The sequence below is a fragment of the Gillisia sp. Hel1_33_143 genome (genome assembly GCF_900104765.1).
GTDB lineage: Bacteria > Bacteroidota > Bacteroidia > Flavobacteriales > Flavobacteriaceae > Gillisia.
Genome location: NZ_LT629737.1, coordinates 610,269 through 627,636, shown reverse-complemented (window position 1 = coordinate 627,636; position 17,368 = coordinate 610,269). Strand labels below are relative to the sequence as shown.

General features: G+C 36.0%; 13 protein-coding genes. 9 read left to right on the top strand and 4 right to left on the bottom strand.

Translation table 11 applies throughout. The features are described 5' to 3' along the window. Nucleotides 1-5 precede the first annotated feature (5 nt). Nucleotides 6-1,016, top strand: coding sequence for a class 1 fructose-bisphosphatase (gene fbp / locus BLT84_RS02815; RefSeq protein ID WP_091262714.1), 1,011 nt, complete (start codon nt 6-8; stop codon nt 1,014-1,016). Between the two features lie 8 nt (nt 1,017-1,024). On the opposite strand, the gene BLT84_RS02810 is transcribed toward fbp, so the two are convergent. Beyond that, nucleotides 1,025-1,450, bottom strand: coding sequence for a TerB family tellurite resistance protein (locus BLT84_RS02810; protein ID WP_034893423.1), 426 nt, complete (start codon nt 1,448-1,450; stop codon nt 1,025-1,027). A 158-nt stretch (nt 1,451-1,608) separates the two neighbouring features. Here BLT84_RS02810 and BLT84_RS02805 point away from each other — a divergent pair, with 158 nt between their 5' ends. The 5 genes from BLT84_RS02805 to BLT84_RS02785 are packed head-to-tail and all read left to right on the top strand — an operon-like array spanning nt 1,609 to nt 8,183. Continuing rightward, entirely contained in the window at nt 1,609-2,634 is a 1,026-nt protein-coding gene (locus BLT84_RS02805; RefSeq protein WP_091262712.1) for a ligase-associated DNA damage response exonuclease, read from the top strand. Beyond that, a complete protein-coding gene (locus tag BLT84_RS02800; protein WP_091262710.1) occupies nt 2,631-4,223 on the top strand; it encodes an ATP-dependent DNA ligase in 1,593 nt (530 codons plus the stop codon). Before BLT84_RS02805 ends, BLT84_RS02800 begins: the two co-directional genes overlap by 4 nt. A gap of 40 nt (nt 4,224-4,263) precedes the next feature. Beyond that, nucleotides 4,264-6,735, top strand: a complete 2,472-nt coding sequence (locus BLT84_RS02795; protein WP_091262708.1) for a ligase-associated DNA damage response DEXH box helicase — start codon at nt 4,264-4,266, stop codon at nt 6,733-6,735. Between the two features lie 13 nt (nt 6,736-6,748). Beyond that, nucleotides 6,749-7,384 carry a ligase-associated DNA damage response endonuclease PdeM gene (gene pdeM, locus BLT84_RS02790; protein ID WP_091262706.1) on the top strand — a complete coding sequence of 212 codons (636 nt, stop codon included), beginning with the start codon at nt 6,749-6,751 and terminating at the stop codon, nt 7,382-7,384. 13 nt (nt 7,385-7,397) lie between these two features. Then, nucleotides 7,398-8,183 carry a hypothetical protein gene (locus BLT84_RS02785; protein ID WP_091262704.1) on the top strand — a complete coding sequence of 262 codons (786 nt, stop codon included), beginning with the start codon at nt 7,398-7,400 and terminating at the stop codon, nt 8,181-8,183. Nucleotides 8,184-8,189: 6 nt separating this feature from the next. Here the strand turns inward: BLT84_RS02785 and BLT84_RS02780 are convergent, their stop codons facing one another. Further along, nucleotides 8,190-9,548, bottom strand: coding sequence for a dihydrolipoyl dehydrogenase family protein (locus tag BLT84_RS02780; protein WP_172822434.1), 1,359 nt, complete (start codon nt 9,546-9,548; stop codon nt 8,190-8,192). 188 nt (nt 9,549-9,736) lie between these two features. Between BLT84_RS02780 and mfd the strand changes: the two genes are divergently transcribed. Continuing rightward, nucleotides 9,737-13,120, top strand: a complete 3,384-nt coding sequence (gene mfd / locus BLT84_RS02775) for a transcription-repair coupling factor (protein WP_091262702.1) — start codon at nt 9,737-9,739, stop codon at nt 13,118-13,120. A 53-nt stretch (nt 13,121-13,173) separates the two neighbouring features. Here the strand turns inward: mfd and BLT84_RS02770 are convergent, their stop codons facing one another. Together BLT84_RS02770 and BLT84_RS02765 are read right to left on the bottom strand one after the other, a co-directional pair. Next, complete coding sequence (locus tag BLT84_RS02770) at nt 13,174-13,536, bottom strand: YraN family protein (protein ID WP_091262700.1); 363 nt, start codon at nt 13,534-13,536, stop codon at nt 13,174-13,176. 89 nt (nt 13,537-13,625) lie between these two features. Next, the gene (locus BLT84_RS02765; protein WP_091262698.1) at nt 13,626-14,207 is read right to left on the bottom strand and encodes a hypothetical protein; all 582 of its coding nucleotides are present in this window, start codon (nt 14,205-14,207) and stop codon (nt 13,626-13,628) included. A 121-nt stretch (nt 14,208-14,328) separates the two neighbouring features. On the opposite strand from BLT84_RS02765, the gene metG reads away from it, so the two are divergent. Both metG and BLT84_RS02755 read left to right on the top strand, forming a co-directional pair. Next, the gene (metG, locus tag BLT84_RS02760; RefSeq protein WP_091262696.1) at nt 14,329-16,404 is read left to right on the top strand and encodes a methionine--tRNA ligase; all 2,076 of its coding nucleotides are present in this window, start codon (nt 14,329-14,331) and stop codon (nt 16,402-16,404) included. A 41-nt stretch (nt 16,405-16,445) separates the two neighbouring features. Further along, nucleotides 16,446-17,348 (top strand): histone deacetylase, encoded by a 903-nt coding sequence (locus BLT84_RS02755; protein ID WP_091262694.1) that lies wholly within the window; start codon nt 16,446-16,448, stop codon nt 17,346-17,348. Nucleotides 17,349-17,368 lie beyond the last annotated feature (20 nt).

The following is a 17,368-nucleotide window of genomic DNA, read 5'->3' as shown; positions in this document are numbered from 1 at the left end:
ATAAAATGGCTACAAAGAATCAAACCTTAGGTGAATTTATTATTGAAAATCAGCAAGATTTCGCATATTCTTCAGGAGAACTTTCACGATTAATAAATTCTATAAGATTGGCTGCGAAAGTGGTAAATCACGAGGTAAATAAAGCCGGTTTAGTAGACATTATTGGTGCCTTTGGAGAAACAAATATCCAAGGAGAAGAGCAGCAAAAACTGGATGTATATGCAGATAAGACTTTTATAAGAACCCTTACCAATAGAGAGATTGTTTGTGGAATTGCTTCTGAAGAAAATGACGATTTTATTACCATTGAAGGTTGTAATAAAGATAACAAGAACAAATATGTTGTTTTAATAGACCCCTTAGATGGAAGCTCTAATATAGATGTAAATGTTTCTGTGGGAACCATCTTTTCTATTTATAGAAGAGTAACTCCAGTTGGAAGTCCGGTAACTATTGAAGATTTTTTACAACCCGGGAATAAGCAAGTAGCTTCTGGATATATTATTTACGGTACATCTACTATGTTAGTATATACCACTGGAAATGGAGTAAATGGATTTACCTTGAATCCTGCTCTTGGGTCTTGGTATTTATCTCATCCGGATATGAAAATTCCTGAGACTGGAAATATATATTCTATAAATGAAGGGAATTACGTGCATTTCCCTCAGGGAGTGAAGGATTATATCAAATACTGTCAGGAAGAAAAAGACAATAGGCCATATACTTCAAGATATATTGGATCTATGGTAAGTGATATTCATAGAAATATGATAAAAGGAGGGATTTATATTTATCCTAAAAGTTCAAAATCTGAATCTGGAAAATTAAGATTGTTATATGAATGTAACCCGATGGCTTTTATTGTAGAGCAAGCCGGTGGAAAGGCAACAGATGGTTACAGTAGAATAATGGACCTAAATCCTTCAGAATTACACCAAAGAGTTCCATTCTTTTGTGGAAGTACTACGATGGTAGAAAAAGCTGAAGAATTTATGGCCAAATATGAAGAGTAATTAAATAATTACTTTCTTTCTAAAAGGTATCTGTAATCTTCAAAATTTAACTGTCCGCTAAAGATTTGGATAGACCTATTGATTATTTCTTTTGAAGCTTCAGAAGAAAAACCAAGTCCTATTGCATAACGCTGTATTAGGTCTGCTTCTTCATCATCTATTATATGATCAGAAAAGATGATTGTAAAAAGGTCATGTAATCTTTCCAATCTTCTTTCAAAATCATTAGGCGGCTGAATAGGAAAAGAAGAAGGATTTTTTATAACCTTTAGATATTCTTCTTCGCTAATATCTAGCTTTCGAGCAAATCTCATTAATTGAGCTTCTTCGCGCTCATTAATTTCACCATCTACGGCTGCTAAGTTTACAATAGCCGCAAAATGGCCTAAATTTCTCAAGTGCTCTCCTGAGCCAAACAAATCTGAAAATGACATATTTTAATAAGTTTTACCGCACAAATATAGGTAATAGGTAGTGGATGTTATATCAAATTTTTGCAAAAATTATATAGCAAACAGAAGCTAATCTTTTCTTAATCGTTTTAGGTTACTCCTGTAATTTGCTAATTTTCATTATAAATAGAGAGAAAGATATGAAACCGCCATTACTAGCATTTAATGATAAGGGAATTTACTGTGCAGAGGCAGATGTATATCTAGACCCGTGGAGACCTGTAGATAAAGCAATCATTTCTCATGGGCACGCAGATCATTCTCGTTGGGGCCACAAACAATATATTACGCATCACACCAATGTGCCCATCATTAAGCATACGTTGGGTGACATTCAAGTAACAGGAAAAGCTTGGGATGAATCTTTTGTAATTAATAATGTAAAATTTTCATTACACCCTGCCGGTCATATTATAGGTTCATCACAAATAAGAGTAGAATATAAGGGAGAGGTTTGGGTTTTTTCAGGCGATTATAAAACCGAAGATGATGGAGTAGCAGTACCCTACGAGCCAGTTAAATGCCATAGTTTTATTACGGAATGTACTTTTGGTCTGCCAGCTTTTAAGTGGTTACCGCAAGATCTCGTAATGAATGATATTAATAACTGGTGGCAGCAAAATAGAGAAGATGGGCGAACTTCTATCTTATTTGGTTATTCCCTAGGGAAAGCACAACGACTTCTAAAATTTTTAGATCCTTCTATAGGGAAGATATATACGCATGGTGCTATAGAGAATATGACAGAAGTGATTCGGCCTATGTTAGAACTTCCGGAAACCATCAGAATTACTAGAGATACTAAAAAAGAAGAATTTAAAGGAAATATAGTTTTGGCACCTCCAAGTGCACAAGGAACTACTTGGATACGGAAAATGGTACCGTATGTAACCGCTTCTGCAAGTGGTTGGATGGCTTTTCGAGGTGCAAGACGAAGAAGAGCTTTAGATAAAGGTTTTGTATTGTCAGACCATTGTGATTGGCAAGGATTACTTACTTCTATAAAAGCTACAGGTTGTGAAAAAGTAATTTGTACACATGGTTATTCTGATATTTTCTCAAAATATCTAACGGAACAGGGATATGATGCAAGAACAGAAGCCACTCAATATGAAGGAGAATTAGGCGAATTGGAAACTAAAAATGAGCAGGAGGTGATATCATGAAACAATTTGCAGAATTAATAAGAACCTTAGATAGCACTAACAAAACCACCTTAAAGGTAGAAGCGCTCACGCATTATTTTAAAATTGCAGCTCCAAAAGATAAGGTTTGGGCTATTGCAATACTGTCTCACAGAAGACCACCTCGCCCTGTAAATACTACTTTGTTAAGACAATGGGCTTCAGAATTGGCAAATATTCCCGCGTGGCTCTTTGAGGAATCGTATCATATTGTTGGAGATCTTGCTGAAACTATTGCACTTATAGTTCCTGCCTCCAGTTCCTCTTCAGATAAAAGTCTAACTCAATTCTTGCAAGAGATCATCGAGTTGAAGAAAAAATCTGATGAGGAAAAGAAAGAATATCTGTTCAGCAATTGGAGAGATCTTAATTATTACGAACGCTTTGTTTTTAGTAAACTCATCACTGGTAGTTTTAGAATTGGAGTAAGCCAGAAATTAATGACTCGTGCGCTTTCAAAAGCTACAGAAATTGATGAGGATATTTTGGCTTACAAACTCATGGGAAACTGGGAGCCAAGTAAAATTTCTTTTGATCAGTTGATTTTACAAGAAAATGAAGAAGATTATTTGTCTAAACCTTATCCTTTTTACCTCGCGTATGCTGTGGAGAATGATGTTAAAGATTTGGGAGATGTTTCAGATTGGAGTGCAGAGCACAAATGGGACGGAATTAGAAGTCAGGTGATCGTTAGAAATAATGAACTTTTTGTATGGAGTAGAGGAGAAGAACTGGTTACAGATAAATATCCTGAATTTCAAGCTTTTGTGGGTACGTTGCCTAACGGAACTGTGTTAGATGGCGAGATCTTACCCTTTCCAGATAATGAAATAGGAACTTTTAATGATCTGCAAACCAGAATTGGTAGAAAAACAGTTTCTAAAGCCTTGCTAAAAAAAACACCTGTTATTTTAAAGGCGTATGATATTTTAGAATGGGAAGGAAAAGATGTTCGAGAATTAGCATTTTCGGAACGAAGAAAGATCTTGGAAGAACTTTATAGCAAAGTGAAAAATGAAGATATTCCGCTACATCTTTCAGAAAAAATATCTTTTAATTCCTGGGAAGAAGTAGCAATAGAAAGAGATCGTGCACGAGAAGAACGATCTGAAGGCCTAATGCTGAAGCGATTGGATTCACCTTATTTGGTGGGTAGAAAAAAAGGAGATTGGTGGAAATGGAAGGTAGATCCTTTAACTATAGATGCGGTGCTCACTTATGCAATGCGGGGTCATGGAAGAAGATCAAACCTTTTTACAGATTACACCTTCGGACTTTGGGATGAAGAAAAAAAGGAACTGGTTACTTTTGCAAAAGCTTATTCCGGCCTTACCGATGAAGAATTTAGAAAAGTAGATGCTTGGATCAAGAAAAACACACTGGATAGATTTGGTCCGGTACGAAGCGTTACGCCGCATCATGTTTTTGAGATCGCTTTTGAAGGAGTAGCGGCATCTGGCAGACATAAAAGTGGGGTGGCTACTCGTTTTCCACGAATCTTACGCTGGAGAAAAGACAAAAAAATTGAAGAGGCCAATACTGTAGAAGATCTTAAGGCATTAATACCGTAGTTGTTTTATCTACTCCAAAATTCCATCTGGAGAATTAAATATGAACAGAACCGAACTTTATAATTTAGCTGAAAACTGGTTTGAGCAACAAAACTGGAAACCATTTGCATTTCAGAAACAAACCTGGAAGGCTTTTTTACAAGCTAAGAACGGACTTCTAAATGCACCTACCGGAAGTGGGAAAACCTATGCTTTATGGATTCCGATAGTATTGGATTATATAAAGCAAAATCCCGATTATAAAACTAAACATAGAAAAGGCCTCAAAGCCATTTGGATCACTCCGTTGCGCGCACTTTCTGTAGAGATCGAGCAATCTGCAAGAAGATTTGCAGAAGAAATGGGGACGTCGTTAACGGTGGGAATTAGAACTGGAGATACTTCTATGAAAGAGCGTGCAGCTCAGAAAAAGAGCATGCCAGATCTTTTAATAACCACTCCGGAGAGTTTGCAATTACTCTTATCTTCTAAAGGTTATGATAAGACCTTTAAAGATCTAAATGCTATTGTGGTAGATGAGTGGCATGAACTTTTGGGAACCAAACGCGGAGTTCAGGTGGAATTAGGATTATCTAGGCTTAAAACAATTTCAAAAGGATTAAAGATCTGGGGAATTTCAGCAACCATTGGAAATCTTCAGCAAGCGCGAGAAGTTTTATTGGGCCCGGAATCTGAAGCTTTTAAAAATTCAGAATTAATAAGAGCAAAACTGGACAAAAAGATCTCCGTAAGATCTATAATTCCAGAGAAAATGGAAAAATTTCCTTGGCGTGGGCATTTGGGATTGCACTTGATAGATGAGGTTGTTCCAATTATCAATAATTCTAAAACTACGCTGCTTTTTACCAATACGAGATCTCAATGTGAACTTTGGTTTCAGAAATTAATGCAGAAATATCCTGAATTTGCCGGAGATGTCGCCATGCATCATGGAAGTATAAATAAAGAAACCAGGCTATGGGTAGAAGAAGCAATTAGAAATGAAAGTTTAAAAGCGGTGGTTTGTACTTCCAGTTTAGATCTTGGAGTAGATTTTGCACCTGTAGAGACGATTATTCAAATTGGAGGGCCTAAGGGAGTAGCACGTTTTATTCAAAGAGCGGGGAGAAGTGGCCACCAACCCGGAAAAGAAAGTGTGATCTATTTTCTCCCAACGCATGCCATAGAGTTAATAGAAGCTGCAGCCCTTCAAAAAGCAGTTTCTCAAACGGTGGTGGAAGATAGAATTCCCTATTTAATGAGTTTTGATGTGCTCGTTCAATATCTGGTTACACTTGCAGTTTCTGACGGATTTTTTCCGAAGGATATCTATCCTGAAATAAAGTCTACTTTTTGTTTTCAAGGTATAAGCGAAGATCAGTGGATCTGGATACTGAATTTTATTACTAAAGGAAGTCAGAGTTTGCAGGCTTATGATGAATATAAAAAAGTAGAGATTGAAGAAGATGGTAAATTCAAGGTTAACAATCGCGGAATTGCCATGCGCCACAGACTTCAAATTGGAACTATTGTAAGCGATGCCATGCTGAGTGTGAAATATATGAAGGGCGGATATATTGGAACTATAGAAGAATGGTTCATTTCCAAATTGAATCCCGGAGATGCTTTTACATTTGCAGGTAGAAATCTAGAGCTAGTAAAGATCAAAGGAATGCAGGTTTTGGTAAGGCAGTCTAAAAAGAAAAATTCTAAAGTGCCGAGCTGGATGGGGGGAAGAATGGCCTTTTCTGCACAAATGAGTGAATTATTACGTGCAGAAATGTATGAAGCTGCAGAATCTGTAAATAGTAAATCTATAAAATCTCCGGAACTGAAAGCTTTGCAACCAATTTTATTGCGACAAAAGCTAGAATCTATAATTCCCACCAAAAACGAATTTTTGATAGAAACCTTTAAGACCCGTGAAGGATATCATGCCATTTTCTATCCTTTTGAAGGGAGGTTTGTGCATGAAGCCATGGGTAGTTTATTGGCGTATAGAATTAGTTTGTTGTTGCCAATTTCCTTTACCATTGCGTTTAACGATTACGGATTTGAATTGCTTTCAGATCAAGAAATTGATATGGAACAAGTGCTAGATAACGATCTATTTTCTTCTGCATATCTTATGGATGATCTTTATAAGAGTTTGAATGCTACCGAAATGGCACGAAGAAAATTTAGAGATATAGCCGTTATTGCAGGGATGGTGTTTACAGGATATCCAAATAAGTTGGTAAAGAGTAAGCATTTGCAATCTAGCTCTCAATTGGTTTTCAGCGTTTTTAGAGATTACGAGCCCGATAATTTGTTATTCTTGCAAGCCTTCAGAGAAACCTTTGAGCATCAATTGGAAGAAGGAAGGCTTAGATTGGCTTTAGAGCGAATCTCTACTCAACAAATTGTTTGGAAAGCCTGCGAAAAACCAACTCCATTTTCATTTCCTATTATTACAGATAGACTTCGAGAGAAATTGTCTTCAGAAAAATTGGAAGACCGCATCAAACGAATGCTGCAACAATGGGAAAAGTAGTTATTTTTGCAGCGTGATAGAAAAGATTCAGATACAAGAGCAAAATGTTATTTTACACTCTACTGGTGTGCTTTTTTGGGAAGAAAAGAGTATACTATTAATAAGTGATGTACATCTGGGTAAAATATCTCATTTTAGAAAATATGGAAGCGCAGTGCCGCAAAATGCGATTGCTGAAAACTTTACAAGATTAAATGAAGTTGTAGCGTTCTTTAATCCTAAAAAGATTTATTTTATGGGAGATCTGTTTCATAGTTCACTTAATATGGAGTGGGATCTTTTCGAGAATTGGCTGCAAAATATCACTTCAGAAATAATTTTGGTAGCCGGAAATCACGATATCATTTCTTCAGTAAAATATGAAGTGTTGGGCATTAAGATCTATTCAGAGATCATTTTTGATCAATTTTTATTTACGCATCATCCTGAGGAACGAGAAGGTTTTTTTAATTTCTGTGGACATTTACATCCCGGTTTTAAATTGAATGGAACTGGAAGACAACAGCTCAAATTGAGATGTTTCTATAAAAACAATAGTCAGATGATACTTCCGGCATTTGGAGAATTTACCGGGAATTTCTGGATATCTCCAAAGCCCGGAGACAAGATCTATGCAGTAACAAAAAAAGAAGTAATTTTAGTCTATTAATAAAGTTCTTACCATGGCCAAAAAACTATCTATTTTAAATTTTATCTCTGTCCTTCTAGTAATTGTAGTTAATTATTACTCTCAAATGTATACCATTAACGGGAATACAATGGCGAGTTTGAGTGCAGAATATGACAATCTCTTCACTCCAGCAGGCTACGCCTTTGCTATCTGGGGATTGATCTTTTTAGCCATGTTTGCTTATGCTATTTTTCAGATTAAAAGAGCATTTTTCAGCGATAAAAAATCAGATTTTATAGAACAAACAGGCCCCTATTTCTTTATTGCAAATCTTGCTAATGCTTCATGGGTAGTAGTATGGTTATACGAGTACACTTTTATCTCTATTATTTTAATGTTCATAATACTAATTAGTTTACTAATGGTAGTAATAAAAACCAATATGGAGCGCTGGGATGCCCCTATAAAGATCATCGCCTTTGTATGGTGGCCAATTTGTTTATATTCCGGTTGGATCGCGGTTGCTGCAATAGCAAATGTTGCTGCATATCTCTCCAAAATAGGTTGGAATGGTGGATTTTTGAATGAAGTTCAATGGACCATGGTAATGCTTACGATAGCTATCTTTTTAAATATTCTAATAATTTATAAAAGGAACATGAGAGAATTTGCTTCCGTTGGAATTTGGGCTCTAATTGCTATTTATATGAGGCAACAAGGGAGTCATGATCTTATAGCGTATTACGCGCTAATTGGAGCAGTTTTAATTTTCTTAAATGTGGCTTATCACGGCTATCTCAATAGAGAGACCAATCCGTTCAAGAAAATGATGAATTAATTTAAATTATAGCATTCCTTTCATGTCACTTCCCCAAGTTGGGTAGGCATAGATCATATTTTTTAGTTCTTTAGTGGTTAATTTTCCACACATTGCCATTACGAACATATTAATGATCTCTGAAGCTTCCAATCCAATTAAATGCGCTCCTAAAATGAGATCTGTTTTTTTATCTACCAACGTTTTATAGGCATATTCTTCAGAATTAACTCTTTTTGCATTAAACCAAGAGGGTACAAGTTCATACTCTAAGATATAATCATATCCTTTTTCTTTAGCTTCTTTTTCTGAAAGTCCTACAGATGCTATATTTGGAAGTGTGAAGACCACAGAGGGTTGAGGTGGATAATTTGCTTCTATTGGACTAGGTGTTTTTAGTAGATTAGAAATAACAATTAATGCTTCCTTAGAAGAAAGAGGGGTTAATGGCAATCCTTCACTATCTGAAACATCTCCACAAGCGTAAACACTTTTGTTGGTTGGATTTTGTAAATGTTTATCTACGGTGATTCCTTTTTTGCTAAAAGAGACTTCTCCTTTTTCAAGATCTAGTTCATCAATAGAAGGAACTCTTCCGGCGGTATTAATTATAAGCTCAGCTTTTTCTGAAATGTCTTTCCCGTTCTGGTTCGCTGTAATTCTAAAGTTCTTTCGAAGTTTCTCGATCTTTGTGGCCTCCGCATTAAAAATGAATTTTATACCGATCTTCTCAGAAGCGGTTACCAGATGCCCAACGATATCTTTATCAAAATTATTTAGAGGTCTATCTGAAGTATCTATCATTGTAACATTTACTCCAAGTCTTGCGGCCATATGTGCAAATTCCATCCCTATATATCCTGCGCCAATAAAGATCATGCTCTCTGGGAGCGATTTAAGGTTTAAAAAGTCATCACTTACAATTGCATGTTCTCTTCCAGGAATTTTTAGCTCAAGAGGTTTTTGCCCGGTGGCAATAACTATCTTCTTTGCTGAAATTGTTTTGCCTTCTACAGAAAGCGTATTCTTATCTATAAATTTTGGAGACTGATGGAACATTTTAATATTCAATTCCTCAAAATCTTCTTCTGTTCTTCTTGGAATTGAATTTACAAAGCTCTCTTTGAAAGCCATAAGATCTTCCCAGCTAAATTCTGGCATTTTAGTAATACCATAACCTCTCATTCTTTCTGCCCTGTCAATAATTTCAGTTAACCCCAACAGCACTTTCTTAGGATCGCAACCTCTGTTAGAGCAAGTTCCTCCAAATTCACGATTATCTGCAATGGCAACTTTCCATCCTGCTTTCACACATTCTGTGGCTACTTTTTTTCCTGCAGTACCGGTTCCTATTACAAATACATCGAACTCCTCTATTTTAGGCATATTTATTTTCTTGAATTCTGTCGAAATTAAGTAAAAAACAAAGAGTGAGGTTTGTTCTGTATAGATTTAGGCTGAAATTAACAAGTTGAAGATTACAATACTTTTTTAAGATACTACACGTATCAATAAATAGTTAAATAAACCCGCAAGTTTTGTAAACCAATTTGGTAGGAATTATCTTTGTGCCAATGAGTAAATCTACTATTGCCCAAATCTTTGCGAAGTCTCCACAACAGGAGAAACTTCAAAATATTCTTACCCAAAATTCAGAGAAACCAGCCAAAATTCATTTAAAAGGACTAGTTGGATCTTCACTTTCTTTTGTGCTTTCTAATAGTTTTAAAGAAGCAGATGCACCATTCTTGTTGATCTTTAATGATAAAGAAGAAGCAGCATATTATCTAAATGATCTGGAACAATTAATTGGGGAGAAAAATGTGCTTTTCTATCCGGGAAGTTATCGCAGGCCTTATCAAATTGATGAAACCGATAATGCAAATGTATTGCTGAGAGCTGAGGTTTTAAACCGAATTAATTCGCGTAAAAAACCTGCGGTAATAGTAACCTACCCAGATGCACTTTTTGAAAAGGTAGTTACCAGAAAAGAGTTAGATAAGAGCACCTTGAAAATTGCTGTTAATGACCAGCTTTCTATAGATTTTGTAAATGAAGTTTTATTTGAATACAAGTTCAAACGAGTAGATTTTGTAACAGAACCGGGAGAATTTTCGGTACGTGGAGGAATTATTGATGTTTTCTCCTTCAGTAATGATGAGCCTTATAGAATTGAATTCTTTGGTGATGAGGTAGACAGCATTAGAAGTTTTGATGTAGAAACTCAGTTATCTACAGATAAGGTAAAGAAGATCTCCATTATGCCAAATGTGGAGAATAAAAAACTAGATGAGGTAAGAGAGAGCTTTTTAAAATATGTATCTTCAAATACGGTTGTTTTTGTCAGGAATTTAGATATGCTCGCTGCACAGATCGATAAGTTATTCGATAAAGCAGAAGAAGCTTTTGGAAAACTATCTGAAGGAATAAAGCATAATTCGCCGGAAGAATTATTTTGTCATTCTTCGCTCATCAAAAAACAATTACTGGATTTCAGCGTAGTAGAATTGAGCAATCAAGCTTTTTTAGGCAATCCGGAAATTATAGAATTTAACACAAAACCTCAACCTTCTTTCAATAAACAATTCGATTTATTAATTGATAATCTTATTGAAAATCAGGAAGCGGGGTATACCAATTATATTTTTTGCGTTAGCGATCAGCAAGCGAAACGTTTTCACGACATTTTTGAAGATCAAGAAAGAGAGGTTAAATATCGCACCGTGGTGCTTACCATGTTCCAAGGTTTTATAGATGAAACTTCAAAAACTATTTGTTATACAGATCATCAGATCTTTGAGCGGTATCATAAATTCCATTTAAAGAATGGGTATGCTAAAAAGCAAGCCATTACTTTAAAAGAATTAACCAATTTAGAAGTAGGAGATTATGTAACGCATATAGATCACGGAATAGGGAAATTTGGCGGACTTCAGAAAATAGATGTCGAAGGAAAAATGCAGGAAGCCATAAAATTGATCTATGGCGAACGCGATATTTTATACCTGAGCATACACTCTTTACATAAGATCTCGAAATACAACGGGAAAGACGGGAAACCGCCCAAGATCTATAAACTTGGTAGTAATGCATGGAAAAATTTAAAGCAGAAGACCAAAGCCAGAGTTAAGCATATCGCTTATAATTTAATTGAATTATATGCAAAACGCCGACTACAGAAAGGTTTTAAATACGGACCGGATTCTTATTTGCAAGCAGAATTAGAAGCTTCTTTTATTTATGAAGATACTCCAGATCAAAGCACAGCTACAGCTGCGGTAAAGGAAGATATGGAAAATGAGCGTCCTATGGACCGCTTGGTTTGTGGAGATGTAGGTTTCGGAAAGACAGAAGTTGCCATTCGTGCTGCTTTTAAAGCGGTAGATAATGGAAAACAAGTTGCTGTATTGGTGCCTACTACTATTTTAGCATTTCAGCATCATAAAACGTTTAGCGAGCGATTAAAAGATCTTCCCGTAACGGTAGATTATTTGAACAGATTTAGAACTGCCAAAGAACGAAAAGAAACTTTGGAAGATCTTGAAAAAGGTAAAGTTGATATTATAATTGGGACGCATCAACTGGTAAGTAAAGCAGTTAATTTTAAAGATCTTGGTTTACTGATAGTAGATGAGGAGCAAAAATTTGGAGTCGCTGTAAAAGATAAATTGAAAACCATCAAGGAAAATGTTGATACGTTAACCTTAACAGCGACGCCTATTCCAAGAACATTGCAGTTCAGTTTAATGGCAGCACGAGATTTGTCTACCATTACCACGCCGCCACCAAACAGGTATCCTATTGAAACCAATGTTATCAGATTTTCAGAAGAAACTATAAGAGATGCGGTTTCATATGAAATTCAACGAGGAGGGCAGGTTTTCTTTATTCATAATAGAATTGAAAATATAAAAGAAGTTGCCGGAATGATCCAAAGATTGGTGCCAGACGCTAAAGTTGGCGTTGGTCACGGGCAGATGGAAGGTAAGAAATTGGAGAATTTGATGCTTTCTTTTATGAATGGAGAGTTCGATGTGCTGGTTTCTACTACCATTATTGAAAGTGGATTGGATGTTACCAATGCCAATACCATATTTATTAATAACGCTAATAATTTCGGAGTTTCAGACTTGCATCAAATGAGAGGAAGAGTAGGGCGTAGCAACAAAAAAGCATTTTGTTACTTTATTACGCCACCGTTTTCTGCAATGACAGATGATGCGAGAAAGAGAATTACTGCATTAGAGCAATTTTCTGAACTGGGAAGCGGATTTAATATTGCCATGAAAGATCTGGAAATTCGTGGAGCGGGAGATCTTCTTGGTGGAGACCAAAGCGGATTTATTAATGATATTGGCTTTGATACCTATCAGAAAATATTGAATGAGGCGATCGAGGAATTAAAGGAAAATGAGTTCAAAGATTTGTATGAAGATACCGAGAGTATAGAAGAAAAGAACTTTGTAAAGGATACTCAGATAGACACAGACTTTGAATTGCTGTTCCCGGATGATTATATCAATAACATCACAGAGCGATTGAATTTGTATACTCAGCTTAATAATATCAAAACCGAAGCTGAATTACAGAAGTTTGAAAGCGAATTGGTAGACAGATTTGGAGAGTTGCCAACTCAAGCTTCAGATCTATTGAATAGCGTAAGAATTAAATGGATCACTTCTAAGATAGGTTTGGAAAAAGTGATCATGAAACAAGGGAAGTTAATAGGGTATTTTATTGCAGATCAGCAATCGAATTTCTATCACACACAAGCATTTACTAAAGTGTTGCAATACGTACAAACGCATTCACAGTCTTGTACAATGAAAGAGAAAAAGACTCGATCTGGGTTGAGGTTATTGTTAACATTTGATAAGATCACTTCTATAGATAGAGCTTTAAAAGTTTTGGAACCTTTAGATTTTAGAGTGAAAGAGGAAGAGCCGGCGAAAGCTTAACTTCAAGATGCTCCTCGAAATGACTGGAATGACAGGTTGAGTGGAGTCGAGACCTATTCAAAGTATAAAAAAGCATTTTCCAAATGTTCTATTTTGGTTTGTTTAGAATTTTTAATGATGGCAATAATATCAAATCTTACATCAACGTCCAATTGATGTTCAGATACAAAATGATCTACCGCCTTAACCAAATGTTGAATTTGTCTTGCTTTCACAAACTCTTGAGGATCTCCAAAATTAGAAGAGCTTCGGGTTTTGACTTCAATTATGGCGAGTATATTATTTTTTCTTGCGATAATATCAACTTCAGCCTTTTGAAATCTGAAGTTTCTGGCAACGATCTTATAACCTTTAGAGATTAGAAACTCCGCAGCCAGTTGTTCTCCCTTTTTACCTAAATCATTATGACTTGCCATTAGCTTTTACACTTTTTAAATAAAGAGCAATAAAAATAGCTAATAATATAAGAGCGTAATGGGGATTATTCCCTATTTATCGCTAGGTTTTATTCGCCTAAATGAAGTAAAATAGTTTGAACTTTTAGATCTAAAGCTTCAATCTCTTCAGGACTTGCTTTTATAATTCTGTCTCCGTAATATTTAGCATTCACCTCGTTATCGGGTCCTATAAAAACTCTCAGTTTTCCGTCTTCCAATTTTCCATCATTCCATAATACAGCGCCACTATAATCCCATCCAAAGCCGTAAAAGGAAATCGGTTTTCCATTCATTTTATTCAGCTCACTGTAGGTAGTTCCTATTTTTATCCCAGATTTAGATTTCCATTTTCCCTTGTCAGAAAATCTGATCTCATCGATCTTAGTTTTACTATTATCAGTCCAGGTAATATGAAGTTCATTGGGAGTTTCCGGATATAACACGGTAAAATCTTTTTCTACAGTACCTTCTTCAAACAAGCCCGTACCTTCGTTTATAGTAGCATTGGGGAAAGAATTCTTGATCTCTTCCTCAGTAAAATTTGCTAAATTTTCGATCATAAGTTTATCAGATCTATTTGAAACCGATTTTTTTGAACTTCCGCAGGAAGCCAGTGTTACAAGAGCTATAAGTATAAAAATTCTACGCATTGGTTAAGTTTTGGCTAAAAATAGACACATTTGGTCCACCAGCCTTGTCTTTTACAAGATTTTAACGTGTAATATTTAACAGTTGCTTACCTTTACAGACTCAAAAAAAGAACAGGAATAAATGAATAATTCTCCACAACGATATACAATTACCGCCGCCTTACCTTACACCAACGGTCCCATTCATATTGGGCATTTGGCCGGTGTTTATGTGCCAGCCGATATTTATGCACGTTTTTTAAGAATGCAGGGTAATGATGTTGCTTTTGTTTGCGGAAGTGATGAGCATGGGGTAGCAATACCTATGAAGGCTAAGAAAGAAGGAGTAACTCCGCAGGAAATTATAGATAAATATCACGCAATTATAGAAAAGTCTTTTCAGGATTTTGGAGTTTCTTTTGACAACTACTCCAGAACTTCAAGAAAGATCCATCATGATACCGCTTCAGAATTTTTCAAGAAATTATATGAAGATGGGAAATTCATTGAAGAAACTACCGAGCAGTTGTACGATGCCGAGGCTAATCAATTCTTGGCAGATAGATTTGTAACGGGAACTTGCCCAAAATGTGGACATGAAGAAGCTTATGGAGATCAATGTGAGAATTGTGGAAGTTCTTTAAATGCTACAGACCTTATCAATCCAAAATCGGCTATTACAGGTGCAGTGCCAACGCTTAAGCAAACAAAGCACTGGTTCTTACCATTAGACAGGTATGAAGATTGGTTAAAAGAATGGATCATTAAAGGACATAAAAAAGACTGGAAAGTTAACGTATATGGGCAGGTTAAATCTTGGATAGATGAAGGTTTAAGAGCTCGTGCGGTAACTAGAGATCTGGAATGGGGAATCCCGGTTCCTGTGGAAGGTGCCGAAGGGAAAGTGCTTTATGTTTGGTTTGATGCGCCAATCGGATACATTTCTTCAACCAAAGAATGGGCTGAGAGAGAAGGTAAAGATTGGGAGCCATATTGGAAAGATAAAGACACCAAATTGGTACATTTTATTGGTAAGGATAACATCGTTTTTCATTGCATTATTTTCCCTACCATGCTTAAAGCCGAAGGAAGCTATATTTTACCTGATAATGTGCCTGCAAATGAATTCTTGAATTTGGAAGGTAAAAAACTTTCAACCTCAAAGAATTGGGCTGTTTGGTTGCACGAATATTTAGAAGATTTTCCAAATCAGCAAGATGTATTGCGTTATGCGCTTACGGCAAATGCTCCGGAAACTAAGGATAACGATTTTACCTGGAAAGATTTTCAGGCTAGAAACAATAATGAATTGGTGGCTATCTTCGGAAACTTCATCAACAGAGTGGTGGTGTTAACCGATAAATATTATAGCGGTGAAGTTCCAACGCCAGGAGATTATTCTGAAGTTGATGAGCAGACACTTGCAACACTTAGAGCATATCCGGCAGTAATTGCCAGCTCTATAGAAAAATATAGATTTAGAGAAGCACAAGGAGAATTGATGAATCTTGCCAGATTAGGAAATAAATATTTAGCAGACGAAGAACCTTGGAAACTTATAAAAACTGATGAAGAAAGAGTAAAAACTGTAATGTTCGTGGCATTGCAAATTGCATCTGCACTTGCAACTTTAAGCGAACCTTTCTTGCCATTTACCTCAGCTAAATTGAAATCTATTTTGAATATTTCTGATGCTGAAAATGGACAAGATTCTACTTGGGATGAAATTTCAACTAAACACATCTTATTAAATTCAGGTCATAAAATTGGAAAAGCAGAGTTGCTTTTCAGTAAAATAGAAGACGAACAAATTCAAAAACAATTAGACAAATTGGAAGCTACTAAAGCCGCTAACGAAGCTGAAAATAAAAAAGCAGAACCTCAAAAAGAGATCGCTACTTTTGAAGATTTCACGAAAATGGATCTTCGAGTAGGTACTATTACCGAAGCTACAAAAATGCCAAAAGCAGATAAGTTATTGGTGTTGAAAGTAGATACAGGAATAGACACCAGAACTATAGTTTCGGGAATTGCTAAAAGCTTTAAACCTGAAGACATCATCGGTAAGAAAGTAACTGTTTTAGTGAACCTTGCTCCAAGAAAATTGAGAGGCGTAGAAAGTGAAGGAATGATCTTGATGACAGAGAATGCAGAAGGAAAATTGGTCTTTTTGAATCCTGATGAAGATAACGTGCATAACGGGACTATAATTAGTTAATAAGCTAAGCCTTACTTTTAAGTAAGGCTTTTTTTACATCTATGCTCAAAATAGCCAATCATCCCATCTACAAGCACCCATTGCCGGAAGGTCATAGGTTTCCTATGGAAAAATATGATCTATTGCCGAAGCAATTATTGCATGAAGGTACTTGTTTTGAGGCTAATTTTTTTGAGCCAGAAATGCCTCCTGAAGATCTGATCTTAGCTGTTCATGACAAAGAGTATTTTGATGATCTAAAAAATGACACCTTAGATAAAAGAGCTGCCAGAAAGATAGGTTTTCCTCTTTCAAAGCAATTGATACGAAGAGAACTCATTATTGCAGACGGAACCGTGAAAGCTTGTGATTATGCTTTAGAATATGGAATTGCCATGAATATTGCCGGCGGCACACATCATGCATATTCAAATAGAGGCGAAGCTTTTTGCCTTTTGAATGATCAGGCTATTGCAGCAAGATATCTTCAGAAAAAGGAAGGAATAGAGAAAATACTTATTGTAGATCTAGATGTGCATCAAGGAAATGGAACGGCAGAGATCTTCAAAAATGATGCTTCAGTCTTTACCTTTTCTATGCATGGCAAAAACAACTATCCCTTCAAAAAAGAAAAATCAGATCTTGATATTGAGCTCCCAGATGGAACTGAGGATGAAGAATATCTTGACATTCTTAAAAACACTTTGCCCGATCTAATTCAACAGGTTGAACCAGATTTTGTTTTTTATCTAAGCGGTGTGGATATACTTGCTACCGATAAGTTAGGGAAACTCGGTTGCAGTGTGGAAGGTTGTAAAGAGCGAGATCGCTACGTTTTACAAACATTAAAAGATCTTAATCTTCCGGTAGAAGTGAGTATGGGAGGTGGTTATTCTCCCGATATTAAAATTATTTTAGAAGCACACGCTAATACTTATAGGTTAGCACAACATATCTTCTTCTAGTTATCTCTTAGACATTTATT

Bases quoted from the DNA above. Each gene is read 5' to 3' on its own strand.
- mfd (WP_091262702.1), top strand. From the start codon at position 9,737: ATGAGTAAATCTACTATTGCCCAAATCTTTGCGAAGTCTCCACAACAG.
- metG (WP_091262696.1), top strand. From the start codon at position 14,329: ATGAATAATTCTCCACAACGATATACAATTACCGCCGCCTTACCTTAC.
- BLT84_RS02810 (WP_034893423.1), bottom strand. From the start codon at position 1,450: ATGTCATTTTCAGATTTGTTTGGCTCAGGAGAGCACTTGAGAAATTTA.
- fbp (WP_091262714.1), top strand. From the start codon at position 6: ATGGCTACAAAGAATCAAACCTTAGGTGAATTTATTATTGAAAATCAG.
- BLT84_RS02785 (WP_091262704.1), top strand. From the start codon at position 7,398: ATGGCCAAAAAACTATCTATTTTAAATTTTATCTCTGTCCTTCTAGTA.
- BLT84_RS02770 (WP_091262700.1), bottom strand. From the start codon at position 13,536: ATGGCAAGTCATAATGATTTAGGTAAAAAGGGAGAACAACTGGCTGCG.
- BLT84_RS02755 (WP_091262694.1), top strand. From the start codon at position 16,446: ATGCTCAAAATAGCCAATCATCCCATCTACAAGCACCCATTGCCGGAA.
- BLT84_RS02795 (WP_091262708.1), top strand. From the start codon at position 4,264: ATGAACAGAACCGAACTTTATAATTTAGCTGAAAACTGGTTTGAGCAA.
- BLT84_RS02780 (WP_172822434.1), bottom strand. From the start codon at position 9,548: ATGCCTAAAATAGAGGAGTTCGATGTATTTGTAATAGGAACCGGTACT.
- BLT84_RS02800 (WP_091262710.1), top strand. From the start codon at position 2,631: ATGAAACAATTTGCAGAATTAATAAGAACCTTAGATAGCACTAACAAA.
- BLT84_RS02765 (WP_091262698.1), bottom strand. From the start codon at position 14,207: ATGCGTAGAATTTTTATACTTATAGCTCTTGTAACACTGGCTTCCTGC.
- BLT84_RS02805 (WP_091262712.1), top strand. From the start codon at position 1,609: ATGAAACCGCCATTACTAGCATTTAATGATAAGGGAATTTACTGTGCA.